Origin of the sequence: Rufibacter sp. DG15C (assembly GCF_001577755.1) — a bacterium.
Taxonomy (GTDB): Bacteria; Bacteroidota; Bacteroidia; order Cytophagales; family Hymenobacteraceae; genus Nibribacter.
Window position 1 is genome coordinate 3,043,111 of sequence record NZ_CP010776.1, and the last position, 17,065, is coordinate 3,060,175.

At 49.8% G+C, this 17,065-nt stretch carries 14 protein-coding genes; 3 read left to right on the top strand and 11 right to left on the bottom strand.

Annotation, left to right across the window (positions count from 1 at the left end; translation table 11 throughout):
• Positions 1–186 precede the first annotated feature (186 nt).
• Positions 187–2,391 (top strand): acylase, encoded by a 2,205-nt coding sequence (locus tag TH61_RS12975; protein ID WP_066510075.1) that lies wholly within the window; start codon positions 187–189, stop codon positions 2,389–2,391.
• Positions 2,392–2,742: 351 nt separating this feature from the next.
• Here the strand turns inward: TH61_RS12975 and TH61_RS12980 are convergent, their stop codons facing one another.
• The 5 genes from TH61_RS12980 to TH61_RS13000 all read right to left on the bottom strand — a co-directional run bounded on the left by TH61_RS12980 (position 2,743) and on the right by TH61_RS13000 (position 9,606).
• A complete protein-coding gene (locus TH61_RS12980; RefSeq protein ID WP_066510076.1) occupies positions 2,743–3,393 on the bottom strand; it encodes an SIMPL domain-containing protein in 651 nt (216 codons plus the stop codon).
• Between the two features lie 129 nt (positions 3,394–3,522).
• A complete protein-coding gene (locus tag TH61_RS12985) occupies positions 3,523–4,896 on the bottom strand; it encodes an MBL fold metallo-hydrolase RNA specificity domain-containing protein (RefSeq protein ID WP_066510081.1) in 1,374 nt (457 codons plus the stop codon).
• A 20-nt stretch (positions 4,897–4,916) separates the two neighbouring features.
• On the bottom strand, positions 4,917–5,765 hold the full coding sequence (locus tag TH61_RS12990) for a restriction endonuclease (protein WP_066510084.1): 849 nt from the start codon (positions 5,763–5,765) through the stop codon (positions 4,917–4,919).
• A 10-nt stretch (positions 5,766–5,775) separates the two neighbouring features.
• Positions 5,776–8,496, bottom strand: a complete 2,721-nt coding sequence (locus tag TH61_RS12995) for a cation-translocating P-type ATPase (protein ID WP_066510085.1) — start codon at positions 8,494–8,496, stop codon at positions 5,776–5,778.
• A 348-nt stretch (positions 8,497–8,844) separates the two neighbouring features.
• On the bottom strand, positions 8,845–9,606 hold the full coding sequence (locus TH61_RS13000; RefSeq protein WP_071887846.1) for a VIT1/CCC1 transporter family protein: 762 nt from the start codon (positions 9,604–9,606) through the stop codon (positions 8,845–8,847).
• Between the two features lie 304 nt (positions 9,607–9,910).
• On the opposite strand from TH61_RS13000, the gene TH61_RS13005 reads away from it, so the two are divergent.
• Positions 9,911–10,789 carry a universal stress protein gene (locus TH61_RS13005; protein ID WP_066510087.1) on the top strand — a complete coding sequence of 293 codons (879 nt, stop codon included), beginning with the start codon at positions 9,911–9,913 and terminating at the stop codon, positions 10,787–10,789.
• A gap of 90 nt (positions 10,790–10,879) precedes the next feature.
• Positions 10,880–12,052 carry a murein L,D-transpeptidase gene (locus tag TH61_RS13010; protein ID WP_066510090.1) on the top strand — a complete coding sequence of 391 codons (1,173 nt, stop codon included), beginning with the start codon at positions 10,880–10,882 and terminating at the stop codon, positions 12,050–12,052.
• Here the strand turns inward: TH61_RS13010 and TH61_RS13015 are convergent.
• From TH61_RS13015 to moaC, 6 genes are all read right to left on the bottom strand, one after another.
• On the bottom strand, positions 12,049–12,792 hold the full coding sequence (locus tag TH61_RS13015) for a pseudouridine synthase (RefSeq protein ID WP_066510092.1): 744 nt from the start codon (positions 12,790–12,792) through the stop codon (positions 12,049–12,051). The genes TH61_RS13010 and TH61_RS13015 overlap by 4 nt on opposite strands.
• A 77-nt stretch (positions 12,793–12,869) precedes the next feature.
• Positions 12,870–14,057 (bottom strand): molybdopterin molybdotransferase MoeA, encoded by a 1,188-nt coding sequence (locus TH61_RS13020; protein ID WP_066510094.1) that lies wholly within the window; start codon positions 14,055–14,057, stop codon positions 12,870–12,872.
• A gap of 21 nt (positions 14,058–14,078) precedes the next feature.
• Positions 14,079–14,837 (bottom strand): sulfite exporter TauE/SafE family protein, encoded by a 759-nt coding sequence (locus TH61_RS13025; protein ID WP_066510096.1) that lies wholly within the window; start codon positions 14,835–14,837, stop codon positions 14,079–14,081.
• Positions 14,834–15,919, bottom strand: coding sequence for a HesA/MoeB/ThiF family protein (locus TH61_RS13030; protein ID WP_066510098.1), 1,086 nt, complete (start codon positions 15,917–15,919; stop codon positions 14,834–14,836). The genes TH61_RS13025 and TH61_RS13030 overlap by 4 nt, the downstream gene beginning before the upstream one ends.
• On the bottom strand, positions 15,900–16,505 hold the full coding sequence (locus tag TH61_RS13035) for an NTP transferase domain-containing protein (protein ID WP_066512855.1): 606 nt from the start codon (positions 16,503–16,505) through the stop codon (positions 15,900–15,902). Before TH61_RS13035 ends, TH61_RS13030 begins: the two co-directional genes overlap by 20 nt.
• Positions 16,492–16,971 (bottom strand): cyclic pyranopterin monophosphate synthase MoaC, encoded by a 480-nt coding sequence (moaC, locus tag TH61_RS13040; protein ID WP_066510100.1) that lies wholly within the window; start codon positions 16,969–16,971, stop codon positions 16,492–16,494. Before moaC ends, TH61_RS13035 begins: the two co-directional genes overlap by 14 nt.
• Between the last annotated feature and the right edge of the window lie 94 nt (positions 16,972–17,065).

Consider the following 17,065-nt stretch of genomic DNA (forward strand, 5'->3'; position numbering starts at 1 on the left):
GCAAGATTAGTGGTAAGTAAGATAGCAAAATCCGAACATACATGCTGACCCGTGACTACGTGAGGCAGTCTTCTGGTCCGCTTAGATATTTAATGACTAAATGTACATACGGTTTTAACTGGCATAGAAGAAGCATACAATGTCTGACTATTCTACTTAAATTGTAACACCTAAAACTGGCACTCCATGAGACAGATTCATAAGAACATAACCGCTTTCGTCTTGCTGCTTTCTTTTCTAGTTTCTTGCTCGGTGAGGGAGCAGGTTACATCAGGGCAAGAGCTTAAAAGATGGAAAGAGCAGGCGGCGCGCGTAACCATTGTGCGCGATGATTTCGGGGTGCCGCATGTGTATGGCAAGACAGACGCCGACGCGGTGTTTGGCCTGCTGTATGCCCAGTGTGAGGATGATTTTAACAGGGTGGAGCGCAACTACCTCTGGGCTATTGGCCGCCTGGCCGAGGTGGAAGGAGAGGAGATGCTCTACAGTGACCTCAGGGCCCGACTCTACATGTCCAAGGAAGAAGCCATCCAGAACTATGAACGCAGCCCCGAATGGCTCAAGGCCCTGTGCCTGGCCTTTGCCGACGGCATCAATTATTACTTGCTCACCCACCCCGAAGTAAAACCCAAACTGCTCACTCGCTTTGAACCCTGGATGCCCATGTACTTCAGTGAAGGGTCCATTGGCGGCGATATTGAAAGCATCTCTACGGCCAGAGTAAAGGCTTTTTATGAGTCAGACAAATCAATGGGTTATCTTCCTAAGGGCAGCGGTTTATTGAAACCCGGTATGCTAGAGGAGCCCAAAGGGTCTAACGGGTTTACCATTTCGGGTAAGCACACGGCTTCTGGCAAGGCTATGTTGTTGATCAACCCTCACACGTCTTTCTTCTTCAGGGGAGAGGTACACGCCGTGAGCGAAGAAGGTTTGAATGCCTACGGAGCCGTGACGTGGGGCCAATTCTTCATCTACCAGGGCTTTAACGAGAAGACTGGTTGGATGCACACCTCAGCGTATACAGATGTCATTGATGAGTTTGAAGAAACCATTACCAAAGAAGAAGGTAAGCTGTTTTACAAATACGGTACTGAGAAACGGCCGGTGACTACCTCGCAGGTGACCCTGTCTTATAAAACCGGCGAAGGGGTGAAGCAAAAAATGTTTACCACCTACAAAACCCACCATGGCCCCATCACGCACCAAAACGGGGACAAATGGGTGGCCACCGCCCTCATGTGGAAACCGGTAGAGGCCCTGACTCAGTCTTTTATAAGGACCAAGCAAAGCAACCTGAAGGAGTTCAACCAGATGATGCAGATGCGGACCAACTCCTCTAATGGAACTGTCTATGCTGATGCGGATGGCAACATTGCCTACTACCACGGCAACTTCTTTCCGCGCCGCGACACCTCCTTTGACTACACTAAGCCCGTGGATGGCAGCAACCCGAAAACGGACTGGCAGGGCCTGCACCCCCTGGAGGAAACCATCAGAATCATCAACCCGCCCAACGGTTGGATTCAGAACTGCAACTCCACTCCCTTTACCGGGGCCGGCGAGTACAGCCCTAAAAAAGAAGATTATCCGGCGTACATGGCCCCGGCGCCAGAGAACTTTAGAGGCGTGCATGCCATTCGGTTGCTCAAGAAAGCCGACAACCTGACGCTGGACAAACTTATTAGGCTAGCCTATGACCCGTACTTGCCGGCTTTTGAAGTGTTGATTCCGGGCCTGGTGAAAGCCTATGACACGCAGAAACCCAATGACCCCAAACTGAAGGAAGCTATAGAGGTGATGCGCCGCTGGGACTATGCCGTGTCTAAAGAATCTGTAGCGATGTCTTTGGCCCATTTCTATGCCACCAACCTTTTCAAGAGTGGCAGTGCCCCCAAAAGCCTGGCGCTCATGGACCGCGTGGCCTACTACGCCAACACAGCCCCAGCTCAGGAGCGGCTGGACGTGTTTGCCCAGACGGTGGCGCAGCTAGAGAAGGACTTTGGTCAGTGGAACACGCCCTGGGGCGAAATCAACCGCTTCCAACGGCTAACCGGTGACATCAAACCCACCTTCAATGATGCGCTGCCCAGCATTCCTATTGGCATGGCTTCGGGGAACTGGGGAGCCCTGGCGTCGTTCGGGTCAGCGGCGTATAACACCAAGCGTTTGTACGGCACCCTAGGTAACAGCTTTGTAGCGGTGGTGGAGTTTGGCGAGAAGGTAAAGGCCAAGTCACTGCTGGCCGGCGGGCAAAGCGGTGACCCGGCTTCCCCGCATTTCAATGACCAGGCCCAGCGCTATGCAGACGTGCAGTTCAAGGACGTGGCCTATTACCGGGAAGACGTAGAGAAGCGCGCCAAAGCCACCTACCACCCCGGCGAGAAACATTAGAGTCTTTACTTTCAATGGAATTTGCTTGCTGTTGAAGGCGGTAGCTTTCCTTGATAGCTTAATGAGAATTGGCAGGTCTTTCCTAATCAGCCTTGAATTTCCAATAGAAGGCACTATGTCTCTAGCTTCGTTTTTGGCTTCTTTCTCAGAAAACAAGCCAAAAACGAAGCTAGAGTTTTCTGTAACTAGTGTTATTATTCAACCTCAAGAAACACTTGTTACTGACGTGCAGATTGCATCTTCCCTAAGGAAATCCATAAGTTTAAGCAGTCGTTTTTAGCCTATTTTCCAGGAAATAGGCTAAAAACGACTCAGAATTCTGAATGCTTTTCAAAGCATCATACTGATTGGTCAGCTTATTCGCCAGGTAATGGTGATGGTTTCATTGACGTCGATGTCATCGGCTTCAAAGTCCACGGAGGGGGCTGCGGCATCCATCATCATGTCTGCCTCATACAAGGCGTTGCTGTAGCGCTGTGACCGTATCACAATTTCCCGGAAGGAATAGTCAATGTCTAGTATTTCTTGCAGTTCTACGCCGGTGGTGGTGGCAATTATGGTGGCATTCTCCTTTGCTTTGGAAATGGCCAGCTGGAGGAGTTGCTGTTGGTGGGCGGCTGCGTCCTTCACCCCGAAAGCGATGTTGAAATCCAGTGCTTTTATATGGCTCGCGATTTTAGAAAGCACCCGGTTGATGAGTTCTTTGTCTAAAGGCAGTTCTACCTCTAAACTATGCGAGGCGCCAAAACCATTAAAGTCATAGGTGCTGGTTGTCTTGTTATAGATGGTCTCTTTCCTGACTCTAAAATCCTTGGTTTTGAGGCTGGTTCTGGCAATTCCTTCGGCTTCTAAGAGCGCGCGCAACTGTTCCACTTTTTTGTTGAGGGACAGAATCGTTTTCTCATATTCCCATTTATGGGCTTCGGCCTCAAATGAGAGAATGATGATGTCTGGGGTCACTGCCAGCGTGCCTTTGCCTGTAATTTTTAGAGTTCTTTCCATAGCAAGTTTATTGCTAAAAGGTACAGGATTTTAGCATCACTTAGCGGACAATCCACACAAAGATTTACTAGCCGGCCATTCTGTTTTAGAGCATTCAGGTAGTTTGGTATAAGTCAGTTTAGGAGCCGTTTATAGCTGTATGTCTACCTGTTCCAGGAGGGTAGGGATATGGCTTTCCCAGCCTAACTGGACTTTTATCTTTTGTTGTAAACCGGCAAGCGCATCTGGTTCGCCGTGGGTTAAGAACAGGTGCCGGGGTGGAGTTTCAAGGTCAGAGAGCCAGTCCAAAAGTTCCTTTTGGTCTGCGTGGCCAGAAAGTCCTTCCAGGGAGAAGACCTCTGCGTTTACCTGATAGATTTTTCCGAAGATTTTCAACTCTTTCGCGCCTTCCTCCAGGTCCCGGCCCCGCGTTCCCTCAGCTTGGTACCCTGCTAAAAGAATGGAGGTGGAGGCATCCTCCAGGTATTTACTCAAATAGGTGAGAATGCGGCCCCCGGTGACCATGCCGCTGCCCGCAATGACAATCTTGGGTTTGCGCTGATCAATGATTTCCCAGGTTTCTCTGTACGACGTCACAATCCTGAAGTCCTGGCACATTTGGAGGGTTTCTTCTGCAGACAGCTTATGCCAAGAGAGGGACTGGTAAAATACCTTGAGCACGTCTGCCCCCATGGGGGTGTCCAAGATGATAGGAATGTTGGGCAGTTCGTTTTCTTTTTTGAGCTGCCATAGAAGGTACATGAGGGCCTGGGCCCTTTCCACCGCAAAACTTGGGATGAACAAGCTCCCGTTCTTGGACAAGGTATGGGTGACTACTTCTTTCAGGCGGGCTTTGGTGTCTTCATTGGGATGGAGCTTGTCGCCGTAGGTACTTTCCAGTAACAGCACGTCTGCCTGGGTTGGTCTGTGAGGCGCATGCAACAGCCAATCTTGGGTGCGGCCAATGTCTCCAGAGAACACAATCCGCTTGCCGTTTACCTCCAGCTCAATAAACGTGGCCCCCAGTAAATGACCGTTGTACCTGAATTGGCATTTGAGGTTGTCTGTGATAGTAATCCAGTGGTCCAAAGGCTTCATTCTAAACTGCCGAATGGTTTTATCCACTTCCTTTAAGGTATAAAACGCCAAGGCAGGGTGGTGTTTGGAGTAGCCGTTTTCATTAGCTTGCTTGGCTTCTTCCTCTTGAATCTTGCCCGTGTCTCTTAAGATGATTTCTGCTATGTCCAGGGTAGGGTCTGTGCCCCAGACTTCGCCTCTAAACCCCAGTTGCACCAGTTTAGGAAGAGAGCCGGTATGGTCTAAGTGGGCGTGGGTGAGCAGCACCAGGTCAATTTCTTGTGGGTTAAAAGGCGGGTTTTCCCAGTTGAGCAGCCGCAGTTCCTTGATGCCCTGAAACATGCCACAGTCAATGAGTATGGTCTTGCCTTGAGTTTTGAGCAGGAACTTGGAACCAGTGACAGTGCCGGCGGCACCCAAGAATTGTAGCGAAATGGTGGTATCCATAGTAGAGAGAAATGGGATGGTTATTGGTCACATAAGTCATGGGCTTCCCGCAAAATGCGTTTCAGACGATCACTGCCAATGCCCAGGTCTTCTAACAGGGCAGGCGCTTGGCATAATTCTTTGCAGAGGACCACTTTGTCTTCCAGCAGGTGCTGTTTTTCGGCGTGGGTGAGGGAGGTGAGGCTGGTAATGGGATGAATGCCGCTTTGCTCCACCAACTCTTTGAGGCCGCGGCCTTCTGGGTAGTTCCAACTCAGCAACTGAAGGCCGGCACAAGTACCATAGGTGGTGGCGTCAACAGAGAAGCGGGTATTGGTGACAATCCAGCCTTGGTAGGAAAGGTTTTTGTTACCAGGTTTTTTGCGCTGCTCTTCTTCAATGTCTTTGAACCTGGAATGCACATACAAAGGGATCTTGACGTCACATTGGTAGTTGGGTAGGTTATGGAACTTGCACTCAATGAAGAGCTGCTCCAAGCCTTTGGTGGCAATCACATCCACTTCATGGGGCACACAGCGGCCTTGCAAGATCCTGCTTACCACCACCTGGTAGCCCTTGTATTGGAATAGCGCACCCACAAAACGCTCAAAAGCAAAACCCGCCGGGCCCAGTTCCATGATAGCTGACTTGAGTTTGTAGCGGGCCGCTAGAGCACCAGGTCTTCGTTTTAACAAGCTAAAGGCTTTCTTGTAGATGAGTTTGGTGGAGATGCCTTGGTACAAGTCATTCTCTACCTGGGCAATGATGTCCTCTATCACGGGTTGGGTGGCACCCGCCGCTGCCAGAGACCGTTTAAGTTTGTGGTAAGAGAAGAGAGCAGATTCTCCAGAGGATTTGGTGATGTAGATGTCTTGCTTGTTCTTTTTCATGACAGGCGTTTTACAAAATGACATTCCCCTTTCTTAACAAGAAAATAAGGAAGAAGGACAAGAGGCTGAAGGCAAAGGACACGCCCACATCCAGTAGGTTGATGGGTGAAATAGCCAAGGCCGCTGCCAAAGGTGGCACCAAGAAGACCAACAGTAAAATGAGGCCGCAAGCCAATAGTGCATACCACACATAAGGATTGGTCACTACCTCATTTTTTAGGAAGGAGATGTTCTTGTTGCCCATGTTGAACACATGCCACAACTGGCACAGAATCAAGGTGAGGAAGAGAATGTTGTTAGCGTGGGCTGCCTCTGCGCCGCTGTTTTCATACACGATCTGGTGGCCAAAAGAAACTGCCCCTAACACGCACATGGCAATGATCGCTGCATATGCCACCAAAGAAACCCAATGGGCATGCTGTAGGATTGGTTCCTCTAAATGTCTGGGTTTCTGTAGCATGATGTCAGGGTTGCCGGGCCCGGCCCCCAATGCCAAAGCTGGTAACACATCTGTGATTAAATTGATGAACAGAATCTGGATGGGAAGCAATTGAAACTGAAAGGCCAGCAAAGAGATCATGGTCACCACCAGCAACTCGCTTAAGTTACAGGACAACATGAAAACCACGAATTTCCTGATGTTGTCAAAGATGATGCGCCCTTGTTTTATAGCCAGCACAATAGAGGAGAAGGAATCGTCTTTGAGCACCATGTCAGCGGCCTCTTGGGCTACCTGGGTGCCCCGTATGCCCATGGCAATGCCAATGTCGGCCTTTTGTAGGGCAGGGGCATCATTCACTCCATCGCCGGTCATGCCCACTACCATTTGGTTGGCTTGTAGCAAGGCCACTAAATCTAGCTTCTGCTTTGGGCTTACCCTGGCAAAAATGGGTGCCTCCAGCCACTGCTGTTTTTGAGCGGTTGTCAAGGCAGCATACCCCGGCATTTGCGCGCCGTGCACCACAGGAATGGAATCTGTCTGCCCATTAGTGATGCCCACTTGGGCAGCAATGTTCCGCGCCGTGGAGGGATGGTCTCCGGTAATCATCTTCACGCAAATGCCGGCGCTGCGGCACTCGGCTAGGGCGTTTTTTACATCTTCCCGGGGCGGGTCCAGCAAGCCTGCCAAACCCAGGAAAATCAGCCCGTCCATGGACAAGGTATGGGTAAAGGCTGTTTCTTTGTAAGCGAAGGCCAGTACTTTTTGTCCTTGCTGCGCCATATTGGTTTCTTGCTCCTTCCAGTAGGTTTTCTTTTCTGGCGTTAACACTGAAATTTTGCCGTCTTGCAATATCTGCGTGCACTGCAACAACAACTCCTCCAAGGCGCCTTTGGCGTAGAGAATGGCAACGGTAGGTAGTTGGTGCAGGGTCCCCATCACTTTGGTTTCTGAGGTGAAGGATTCTTCTGCCATTTTGGGAAACTGTTGCCTGAGTTTCTCCAATTCAATGCCTGTGGATTGGGCAAACTTTAACAAGCCCACCTCCACCGGATCGCCTACGCCTTTTGCTTGCGGGCCCGTTCCAGTGTAATAGGCGGTATTGCAAAGCACCGCGGCCCGCAGAATATGGTGCACATTGTCATCTTGGCCTGAGTGCAAATAATCGGAAGAAGACGCTGGCAATTGCTGATGAAGGAGTGCCTCTGCCTTCACAGGTTCATGCATGCCTGGTATCAGCAAGGTGTTGACTTCTATTTCGTTTTTTGTGAGCGTGCCGGTCTTGTCCGTGCAGATGACATTGGTGCCGCCCAGCGTCTCTACCGCCGACAGTTTCTTGACGATGACCTGGTACTTGGCCATCCTGAGCATTCCCTGCGCCAAAGCCAGCGTCACCACAATGCTCAAACCTTCTGGGATGGCTGCCACCGCCAACGCAATGGCGGTGCCCAGGCTGTCTGTCCAGGAGCGGTCTTGCCATAAGCCAGCTACTATGACTATGATGCAAAGCACGATGGTCACCTTTAAGAGTTTGTGACTAAACACCTCTAGTTTTATTTCTAGAGGCGTAATGCCTTGGTCTGCGGTCTGAAGGAGAGTGGCCACTTGCCCTAGTTCGGTATGGGAGCCAATGCCCGTCACCAAGGCGTGCGCATTGCCTTTGGTCACGTAACTTCCCTTAAAGACCATGTTGGTTTTTTCTACCGTTGGAATCTGAGTTGAGAGGACATCCTCCTGTTTACTAACTGGCAAAGACTCACCCGTAAGCGCCGACTCATTGATTTCTAATTGCACGACCATGAAGAGGCGGGCATCGGCGGGCACTAGGTCGCCGGCCTCCAATAAGAGCACATCCCCGGGTACCACGTCTTCTGAAGAGATTTCCTGCACTTGTCCGTCCCGTATGACTTTGGCGGGCACCAAGGCCATCTGGCGGAGCGCTTCCATGGACTTGCCCGCGTTGAACTCCATGAAAAAACCAATGCCCGCGTTAATGAAGGTGACTATCAAAATGGCCGCGCCGTCCAGCCATTCTCTAAACAAAAATGACAGCGTAGCCGCCGCCAACAGAAGGTAGGTGATAGGGCTACTGAACTGCCGAAGGAACAGGAAAAACAGGCTCTTTTTTTTCTGTTGCGCTAGCTGATTTCTTCCCCACTTTTGCTGTCTTTCAGGTATTTCATTTGCTGCTAGGCCATGCTGTAAATGGGACTGCAATTCATGGGCTAGCTCCTGTGGAGAAGCGGCGTGCGGGGCAACCGGAAAGAGCGGGACAGTAGCAGTTTCTTTCATAATTGACACAGTCAGTTTCTGCCAGCTCCAACAACTTGCCAGCCATTCTCTTGCTAAATAAGGATGTTCCGTTTTTGGCTTATTTTCCAGAAAACAGGCCAAAAACGAGCCTCCTATTTACGGTAAGCAACCTCCTCAGAGATTAAGTAATTCTGCAGTTGGGACATCACTTTTTAGCCATGTACTCAAAAAGCAACATGCAGTCAAATTCCTGAAAGAATTCCGTCAACTCAATGACAAAAAGCAGGTAGGATTATGATGGATGCCATCTTTTAAAACATTTCCCACCTGGTGTCATTTTTGGGCTATTTTCTAGAATATAAGCCAAAAACGGCACTCAGTAACTTCTTACGCATTTCCCAGAATCATCCCCACGCCATACGCCAAACTTGCGGCAGCTCCACCCAACAGTAATGTCTCTAGCCCAGAGGAATACCAAGGCTTATTGACGAACCTGCTTTTAAGTGCGCCAATGAAGAAAAAGGCAAAACCCGTACACACACTACTCCACCAAAAAGGGGCTTGCAACGGTGCAGAGAAGAGATAATTCCATAGATATGGTGCCACCGGAATGAGTCCGATTAATAGAAAAGCAGTGAAGGTGGCAAGGGCGGCTTTCCAGGCAGAAACGGGTAACAAACTGAGCCCGTGTTCTTCCTGCAGCATGGTGTCTGCCCAAATCTGCTTGTCCTTTACCAGCGTTTCCACCACCTGTTCTAGCAGTTGGCCGGTGAATCCTTTCTTGGCGTAAATCTGCCGTATTTCTTCTTTCTCACCGTCGGGGTACTCTTCCATCTGCCGCAATTCTTCTGCCAAGGTTTTTTCCAGAAACTGCTTTTCTGTCTGGGTGCCCAAGTAATTACTGACTGCCATGCTAAACCCATCCGCTAACAGATTCGCCATGCCTAAAATGATGACAATTTTAGGGGAGAGGTGGGCGCCCGCCACCCCAGAAACCACTGCAAACGTAGTGACGGCCCCGTCTACCGCTCCATACACAAAATCCTTTAGGTAGCTGTGTTTTGTCACATGCAGCAACCTATGATTTATTTGCTCTGGCGTATGTGATTGCTCTAATAAGAACCTTGAATTGGATGGTGGAGTAGGCATGCGAACCAAGATTTGCCCTGTTAATGAAACGCGTTGACTACTTGAAGGTTATGCGTAGATTTGGATGAACGGATGGTTTAAGCATGAAGGTAGCGCCCTTCTAGTTTCTAGTTTCTAGTATTAGTATATAGGTGAATTTCCATGTATTTCTTGCTGCCTCTGCGCTTGAATTACGTATATGATAAGTGTCACCTTGGCTCAAGGCAATTGTCATGATTTGGGCGAACATTCTTAATGAGATTTGTAGAAGAGGAACCCATAATCCTGTTAGCCTTACCTGTTTATTCACGCCAATACTACCGCTATGAAAACCATCCTAGTTCCCACAGACTTCTCAAAAAACGCCCACAATGCCATGCGGTATGCGGCGGGCTTGGCCAGTCAGGTAGAGGCCAAAATAATCATTGCTCATATCATCCATTTGCCGGTCGCTCCTTTGGAAAGCGGCATGGTAATCACGCCAGACATGCACTTGGAAGAAGACTTCTCTTTGGAACTAGGCACCCTGGCCAACAACCTTCGCCAAGAATACAACAATCAATTCGCCATAGAGACCATATGCCAGTATGGTTACCTGACCGGTGATTTGAATGACCTGGTGAAAACTCATCAGGTGGATCTGGTGGTAATGGGTACCCACGGCGCTACTAATTTCTTAGACAAACTGATTGGCACCAACTCTTCTGAGTTTAGTAAATCTGCTGTTTGCCCGGTGTTGATTATTCCGGCCGTTGCCCAGTTTAAGCAGATAAAACACATTGCCTATGCCTCAGATTTTGAGAGCGAAGAAGGCGTCTTTCTCAGACAGCTATTTTCCATTGCCCAATTGTTCCAGGCCAAGGTGTCCATCATCAATGTGATAGATGACAAGGAACTGAACATTCTCTCAGACACGCAGGTGGTGGAGGACATCACCTCGCAGTTTCCTGAGGTTGTGTACAGCATCGCGCAGATGCGCATTCATGATGTATTGGAGGGTCTGCACGCGTTTGTAGAAGAATCTCAGGCAGATGTTCTGGCGGTGTCCATTCATAAACGGGGGTTCTTTGATGAGCTTTTCCACTCCAGTATTTCCAAAAAATTAATCTACCATACTACATCTCCCTTGCTGACCCTGCCAGAAAATCCTTATCAAAAGAGTTGGGAAAGCACCTCTACCCATAGTCCTTATAGCTCAATTTAAGGCAGAGAAGTAATAGGAATTACCTGTTAAGAAATATCAGCCTAAACAACTGCCAATCACAAGCAAATCACTGCTTTAGAGCACCAAAACATGAACCGCCGGCATATTTTTCTAGTAGTGTTGATCATGCTTTTGGCTAATGGTGTTTTGTTTGCGCAGGCAGTGACAATGACGCCGGCTTCGCAACAACAGGCGTTGCAAAAGGCACTTCTACAGTATCAATCCATCATCAATACGGGTACTTGGCTGGCGTTTCCGGAGGACCTCTGTGTACAGCCGGGTGCACAAGACAAGTTTGTGCCAAAGGTCAGGAATCTGTTGTGCCTTACCCAGGATTTGACGCAGTGTGCCACCCAGGACAGCAGCTTTTTTGATGAGCATTTGGTAGCCGCCGTCAAGCGCTTTCAGAAGCGGCATGGTTTACCCGCAGACGGCATCATTGGGTGCAGAACCTTGACCGCCTTAAATGTGTCACCCGCTCAGCGCGTGCAGCAGATCATGGTCAACTTGGCCCGCTGGCAAGACTCTGCCTATGCCGTCACCACGTATCCTTTGGTGCTGGTCAATATCCCTGACTACCGCTTGCACCTTCTCAATAACCAGGCACAAACCATTTGGCAGACCAGGGTGATAGTGGGGCAGCGGACAAAGGCCTTACAAACCCGGCAAGTGAACAGCAGGATCAGTTACCTGGTGGTAAGGCCCACTTGGAACGTGCCCAAGAGCATCATCAAGAATGAGATAATACCTGCGGTAAGAAGAGACCGTAACTATCTGGCAAAAAACCACATGGCCTTGTACAAAGACGGTAAACGCAGGCAAGTGCAGGTGAGCGTGAGCAGCATCCACTGGAAAACCGTCAATCCTGAAGACCTCACCGTCATCCAAAGTCCCGGATCCTGGAACGCGCTGGGTAAGGTGAAATTCATCTTCCACAACCCATTTCATATTTACCTGCATGACACGCCCGTCAAGTCTCTTTTTGACCACCCGGTAAGAGCCTACAGCCATGGGTGCGTGCGTGTAGAACAGCCAGAGAAGTTGGCGGCCTATCTTATGAATCCAGACTGGGGCAAACCTTCTTCCTTTTCATTGCAAGCCCAAAAAGGAATCAATGGAACCGTCTTTTTGCCTAAGCCAGTGGCGGTTCAGATACGGTATTTTACGTGTTGGGTAGATGGTCAAGGCGTGCTCCAGTTTAGAGATGATATCTATGGGTTGGATACCATCCAACAGCTTACCGTTGCGCCAACATTAGACTAACTTAGAGAAGGTAATGGCTCCGGAAGTTCTTCTTGGGTCGCCACCACTGGAGCCCAGTTAAACTCCTGGCATAGACGCCGGAAGTTGTCGGGTAGGGATGCTTTAATGGTAATGGTTTCTCCTGTAACTGGGTGCTCGAACTTTAGCGAGGCGGCGTGCAGTAAAAGGGTAGGGCTGTTTAATTCCTCCAGAAACATGCGGTTATGACGCCAGTCTCCGTGTTTTTTGTCTCCAACAATGTAGTGCCGGGCATGCGCGAAATGCTTGCGTATCTGGTGCATTCTGCCCGTTTCAGGTTTAATCTTAACCAAGCTATAGCGTGCCGTCTGGTAGGGACCTACCGCAATGGGCAGCTCTACCGTGGCCAGGCACTTGAAATGCGTGACGGCGTCCTGTGCTTCTTTGTGCTGGTGATCCTTATCTGGCCGAATGGGGCTGTCAATGGTTCCTTCTTCTGGGGCGTACCCGCGCACAATGGCAAAATAGGTTTTGTCTGGCTGGCGCTCCGTGAAGGCTTTCACCAAAGGAGCTGTGGCCTCGGGGCTTTTGGCAAACAGCAACACGCCAGAGGTTCCTCTGTCCAGACGGTGAACGGCATGCAGGCGGTAGCCCAGTTGGTCGCGCAACAGCTGTAACGCGAACTCTTTTTTCTCTTCGGCTATGCGTGTCCTGTGTACCAGCAACCCATTGGGTTTATTGATGGCCACATACTGCGCATCTTCATAGATGATCTCCAGCACAGAATCAGTCTTAAGTAAGGCCGCAATTTACAGAAAATTAAGGGATCAAGGGTGATTAAGCATCAGGAGGTCATGCTTTAAAACAAGGTCAAAGGGAAAGATTCGCCCGCCAAAAAATGGTCTCTGTCTGCCGGAAGCATCAGTAGGCCATCGGCTATCAAGATACTAGTCAAATCACCGGAACCCGTGGTTGGCACGGCCGTGGCCTTTAACATTCCATCTTGATTGTTTAGGCTAACTGCCAGGTGATAGGTGAGGGATGGCTTGAATGTTACATCATGCTTTAGTTGCGCCCAGTCTTGTTTCTTCTGTAAGCCCAGGCAATGTCTCAACCAAGGCTTGAAATACAAATGGTAGCAAACGAATGTAGACACCGGGTTGCCGGGAAACCCGAAGACCACCTGCCCACCAGGCATGCGGCCAAACAGCATGGGTTTGCCTGGTTTTTGGGCTATTTTATGGAAAACAGGCAAAAAACGGAGTTGCTCCAATACCTGCGGCAGGTAATCAAACTTGCCCTTAGACACGGCTCCTGAAAGTAATATCGCATCATGCTCCTCTAAAATGGAAGCCAATTGTTCACGCATCACCTCGGGATCATCTGGCAGGTGAATCAATTGGACATTGATATGCTCTCGTTGCAACTCGGCTGCCAGCATGAACACGTTTGACTTCCTGATTTGATGAGGCAGGGGCGACTGGTCTACGTCCACTAATTCATTCCCGGTGGAACAGATGGCCACTTTGGGCAGACGGTAGACCGGCACTGTGGAATACCCAACCGTAGCCAAGGTGCCAATCATGGCAGGCGTGATGCGTTGGCCCCGGTGAAGCAAGACCGTGCCTTTTGGGCAATCTGCACCTTGCCGGTGAATGTTCTGCCCCAATAGAATTTGGTCTGTAAGAACAGTGGCTTGGTTGTCTTCTAGCTGGCAGCTTTCATAAGGTATTACTGCATTGGTATTTAAGGGAAGCATGGCGCCAGTCATTACTTCCACACAGTTCTTGGGATTGGACAAAGTGGTTGGCGGCTCACCGGCGGCTTGTATCTGTGAGATGGGAAAGGTCCTGGTGCCTTGCTCAAACTCCCCCAGATCAATGGCAATCCCATCCATGGTCACGCGGTCAAACGGCGGAAAGTCGCGGTCTGCCTTCACCTCCTGCGCCAATACGCGGTTTAATGACTGCAACAAAGGCACTACTTCCACCGGCAGGGAAAGGGTTTGCTGCAACACTAACTGCAAGGCTTGCTCTACTGAGATCATAACGCTGATAAGGAAAAGGGATTAGCTGTAACTGAGAACTAATTTCAACCCGATGAACAAGACAAAAACGCCCGTCAACCCTTTGACAGCTCTGGGTTGGATCATTTTTAGGCTTACTCTAGTGCCCAGCTGGCCGCCAAGAAAAACGGCTAACAGCAAAGGGAATAGCACCATGTAATCTGCTTTAAAATTTCCACTCACGGCCTGCCCCAAAAGCCCGGCAAAGGAGTTCACCAGAATAAAGAAAGAGGCGAGCGCAGCAATGGTTTTAGGTTGGGCCCATTTAAGAAGATGTAAGACCGGAGAGACCAGGATGCCCCCGCCAATGCCTACCAAGCCAGACACCAAACCAGCACTTGTTCCTAAGAATATATTGAAGGCCTGTGGCTTGGAAGTAGTAGCTGGTTGAACTTGGGGCTGAAGAAAGAACTGTACAATCAACAATGCCCCAGACAAAGCCAAAACCGTTCCCAGGCAAATGAAGAAGACTGCTTGCGACAAGCTGATGGTGGCTCCTATAAAAGCGGCCGGAACACTGGAAATCACCAAAGGCGCAAACTTCTTTAGGTCAAAAAGCCCTTGCTTGAAAAACAGGTAGGTGCCGCCCGACACCACCACCAAATTACAGAGCAGCGCCGTGGTTTTAATCTCCAGAAAATTAGGCAGAAACAAGGCCAGCAAAGCCAAATAACTGGAACCACCCCCAAACCCAACCGAAGAGTACAAAGCGGCTATGGCAAAAAAGCAAAGGACTAACCAAAGGAACGAGGTCTCCATCATTTAACCACTAAGGTATTGGGCAACTCGGCTAGCCATTGGTCCATGCCTCCGATCATGCTGTATACTTCCAGGGAGGCGTCATGCTCTAACAGCAATTGAGCGGCTTTCCTGCTTCTCCCTCCTTTTTGGCAGAGGGTCACAATAGGCAAATGTAAAGGGATTTGCTTCAACTGGGAAGGCAAAATGCCCAAAGGCGTAAGCAAGGCTCTCTGTAAATGACTTTGGTTGTATTCATCTTGCTCCCGCACGTCTAAGAGCAGGAATTTCTTCCCTCCGCTAAACCAATCATGCACCTCCTGCGGTGTTACTTCTGGAACGGTAGCGCAAGGTTTACTCACATATGATTCCTGCAACGCGGTAATGGCCTGGTTTTCTGGGTTGGCTTTCAGCTTCACTCTATATTGCGTCTGGTGCAGGAAGTCAAATAACAAGAGGTATCCCCCACAGGAGGTGCCAATGCCTGTGATTACCTTCACTGTCTCTAGGGCCTGGTGCATGCCTACCAACCCCGGTACCACGCCCAGTACACCCGCCGTGTTGCAGTCCGGGATTTCTTGGGCCGAGGGCGGAGTAGGATAGAGGCAACGATAAGTAGGGCCGCCATTGAGATTGAAGATGCTTACCTGTCCTTCAAAATGATGCAGGGCACCATATACAAACGGTTTCTGTAACAACACACAAGCATCATTGATGAGATACCGAGCCTCAAAATTATCCGTCGCGTCAATGACTAAGTCATAGCCTTGGATAATATCAAGCGCGTTTTCTGGGGAAAGGTGATACGGGTAGGGGACAAGGTTTACCTCTGGATTGAGCAGGGATAATTTACGGACCGCTACAGTTACTTTGTATTCACCAACCTCAGGAGTGCTATACAATACTTGGCGGTGCAGGTTGCTTAGGCTAATAGTGTCACCGTCTACCAGGCCAATGGTGCCCATGCCCATGCCGGTAAGGTACTGCAAGACAGGCACCCCCAACCCACCGGCGCCCACCACCAAAACTTTGGCGGCCTGTAGTTTCTGCTGGGCCGCCGGCCCGAAACCCGGTAGCTGGATTTGCCTACTGTACCGTGGTTCCATGGCTCAGCTTTTGAAGGATGTATGCGTATTCATGTGGATGGTTGGCGTTGTACAGTTCTTCGTCTTGGGCGGGGTGAATGAGCTTGGTATCTGCATTGAGAAGGAATTTACGCGGGCAGGTTTTGTCCGTTTGTACAAATGCCAAAGCCGGGGCATAAGAACTAGGTTCCCAAATGGCCAAAAGCGGCTCTGGCAAATCTGAGCCTTGTAGAGCATAGGCTGTGGCAGTTCTCCTGTCATCTCGTGCCGCTACCAGTGTTTGCAAAGTTTCAAATGCCACCAAAGGCATGTCACAGGCAATGACCAACCAAGCCGCCACTGGATGCTGTTGCATGGCGCTGAGAATCCCGTTGAGTGGCCCGCGTACCTCTAATTCATCTTTAATCACTGCCAACTCACTGGGAATTTCCTGTTCCTGACCTGCACGTACGCTCAGAAATACTTGGATGCAAACACCTTGAAGCAATTGGTACAAATGGGAGCGTTGCGGCTGGCCGTGGTAGGAGATCAGGCTTTTATCCTGTCCCATTCTGGAGCTCTGTCCACCGCTCAGCACCAGGCCATAAAGAGGCTTAGTTTCCTGCATGTACATCATTTTTTCCGCCGGTTTTCTCCAGCAGATGAATATTAGAAATAGTGATGTTGTGGGTGAGGGCCTTGCACATGTCATAGATGCACAGCGCCGCTGCCGAAGCTCCCGTCAAGGCCTCCATCTCCACCCCGGTTTTGCCTTCGCAGCGCACCAGACACTTAACTTTCAGGGAAAAGTTCTCAGCTACAATAATGTCTATTTTGCACGTGGACAACGCCAAAGGATGACACAAGGGAATGATGTCTGAGGTTTTCTTGGCAGCCATGACGCCCGCAATGATAGCCGTCTGCCACACGGCGCCCTTTTTGGTTAGGAAGTTCTGTTCAGCTAGCTGGTTGAAAACAGCCTCAGGAAAGCTAACGGTTGCTTCTGCCACCGCAGTTCTCTGAGTCACTTCTTTGGAAGAAACATCCACCATGCTGGGCAGGCCCTGGTCATCTATATGGGAAAGTGTGCTCATGTATTATGTTGGTTGTCGTTTTTGGCCTGATTTCTGGAAAAGAGGCCAAAAACGGTTTTCTAAGGGATTCGGTCTTGCTTAGTTATTGTTCTGC

Bases quoted from the DNA above. Each gene is read 5' to 3' on its own strand.
- TH61_RS13035 (WP_066512855.1), bottom strand. From the start codon at position 16,505: ATGCAGGAAACTAAGCCTCTTTATGGCCTGGTGCTGAGCGGTGGACAG.
- TH61_RS13005 (WP_066510087.1), top strand. From the start codon at position 9,911: ATGAAAACCATCCTAGTTCCCACAGACTTCTCAAAAAACGCCCACAAT.
- TH61_RS12990 (WP_066510084.1), bottom strand. From the start codon at position 5,765: ATGAAAAAGAACAAGCAAGACATCTACATCACCAAATCCTCTGGAGAA.
- TH61_RS12995 (WP_066510085.1), bottom strand. From the start codon at position 8,496: ATGAAAGAAACTGCTACTGTCCCGCTCTTTCCGGTTGCCCCGCACGCC.
- TH61_RS12975 (WP_066510075.1), top strand. From the start codon at position 187: ATGAGACAGATTCATAAGAACATAACCGCTTTCGTCTTGCTGCTTTCT.
- TH61_RS13010 (WP_066510090.1), top strand. From the start codon at position 10,880: ATGAACCGCCGGCATATTTTTCTAGTAGTGTTGATCATGCTTTTGGCT.
- moaC (WP_066510100.1), bottom strand. From the start codon at position 16,971: ATGAGCACACTTTCCCATATAGATGACCAGGGCCTGCCCAGCATGGTG.
- TH61_RS13000 (WP_071887846.1), bottom strand. From the start codon at position 9,606: ATGCCTACTCCACCATCCAATTCAAGGTTCTTATTAGAGCAATCACAT.
- TH61_RS13020 (WP_066510094.1), bottom strand. From the start codon at position 14,057: ATGATCTCAGTAGAGCAAGCCTTGCAGTTAGTGTTGCAGCAAACCCTT.
- TH61_RS12980 (WP_066510076.1), bottom strand. From the start codon at position 3,393: ATGGAAAGAACTCTAAAAATTACAGGCAAAGGCACGCTGGCAGTGACC.
- TH61_RS13030 (WP_066510098.1), bottom strand. From the start codon at position 15,919: ATGGAACCACGGTACAGTAGGCAAATCCAGCTACCGGGTTTCGGGCCG.
- TH61_RS12985 (WP_066510081.1), bottom strand. From the start codon at position 4,896: ATGGATACCACCATTTCGCTACAATTCTTGGGTGCCGCCGGCACTGTC.
- TH61_RS13025 (WP_066510096.1), bottom strand. From the start codon at position 14,837: ATGATGGAGACCTCGTTCCTTTGGTTAGTCCTTTGCTTTTTTGCCATA.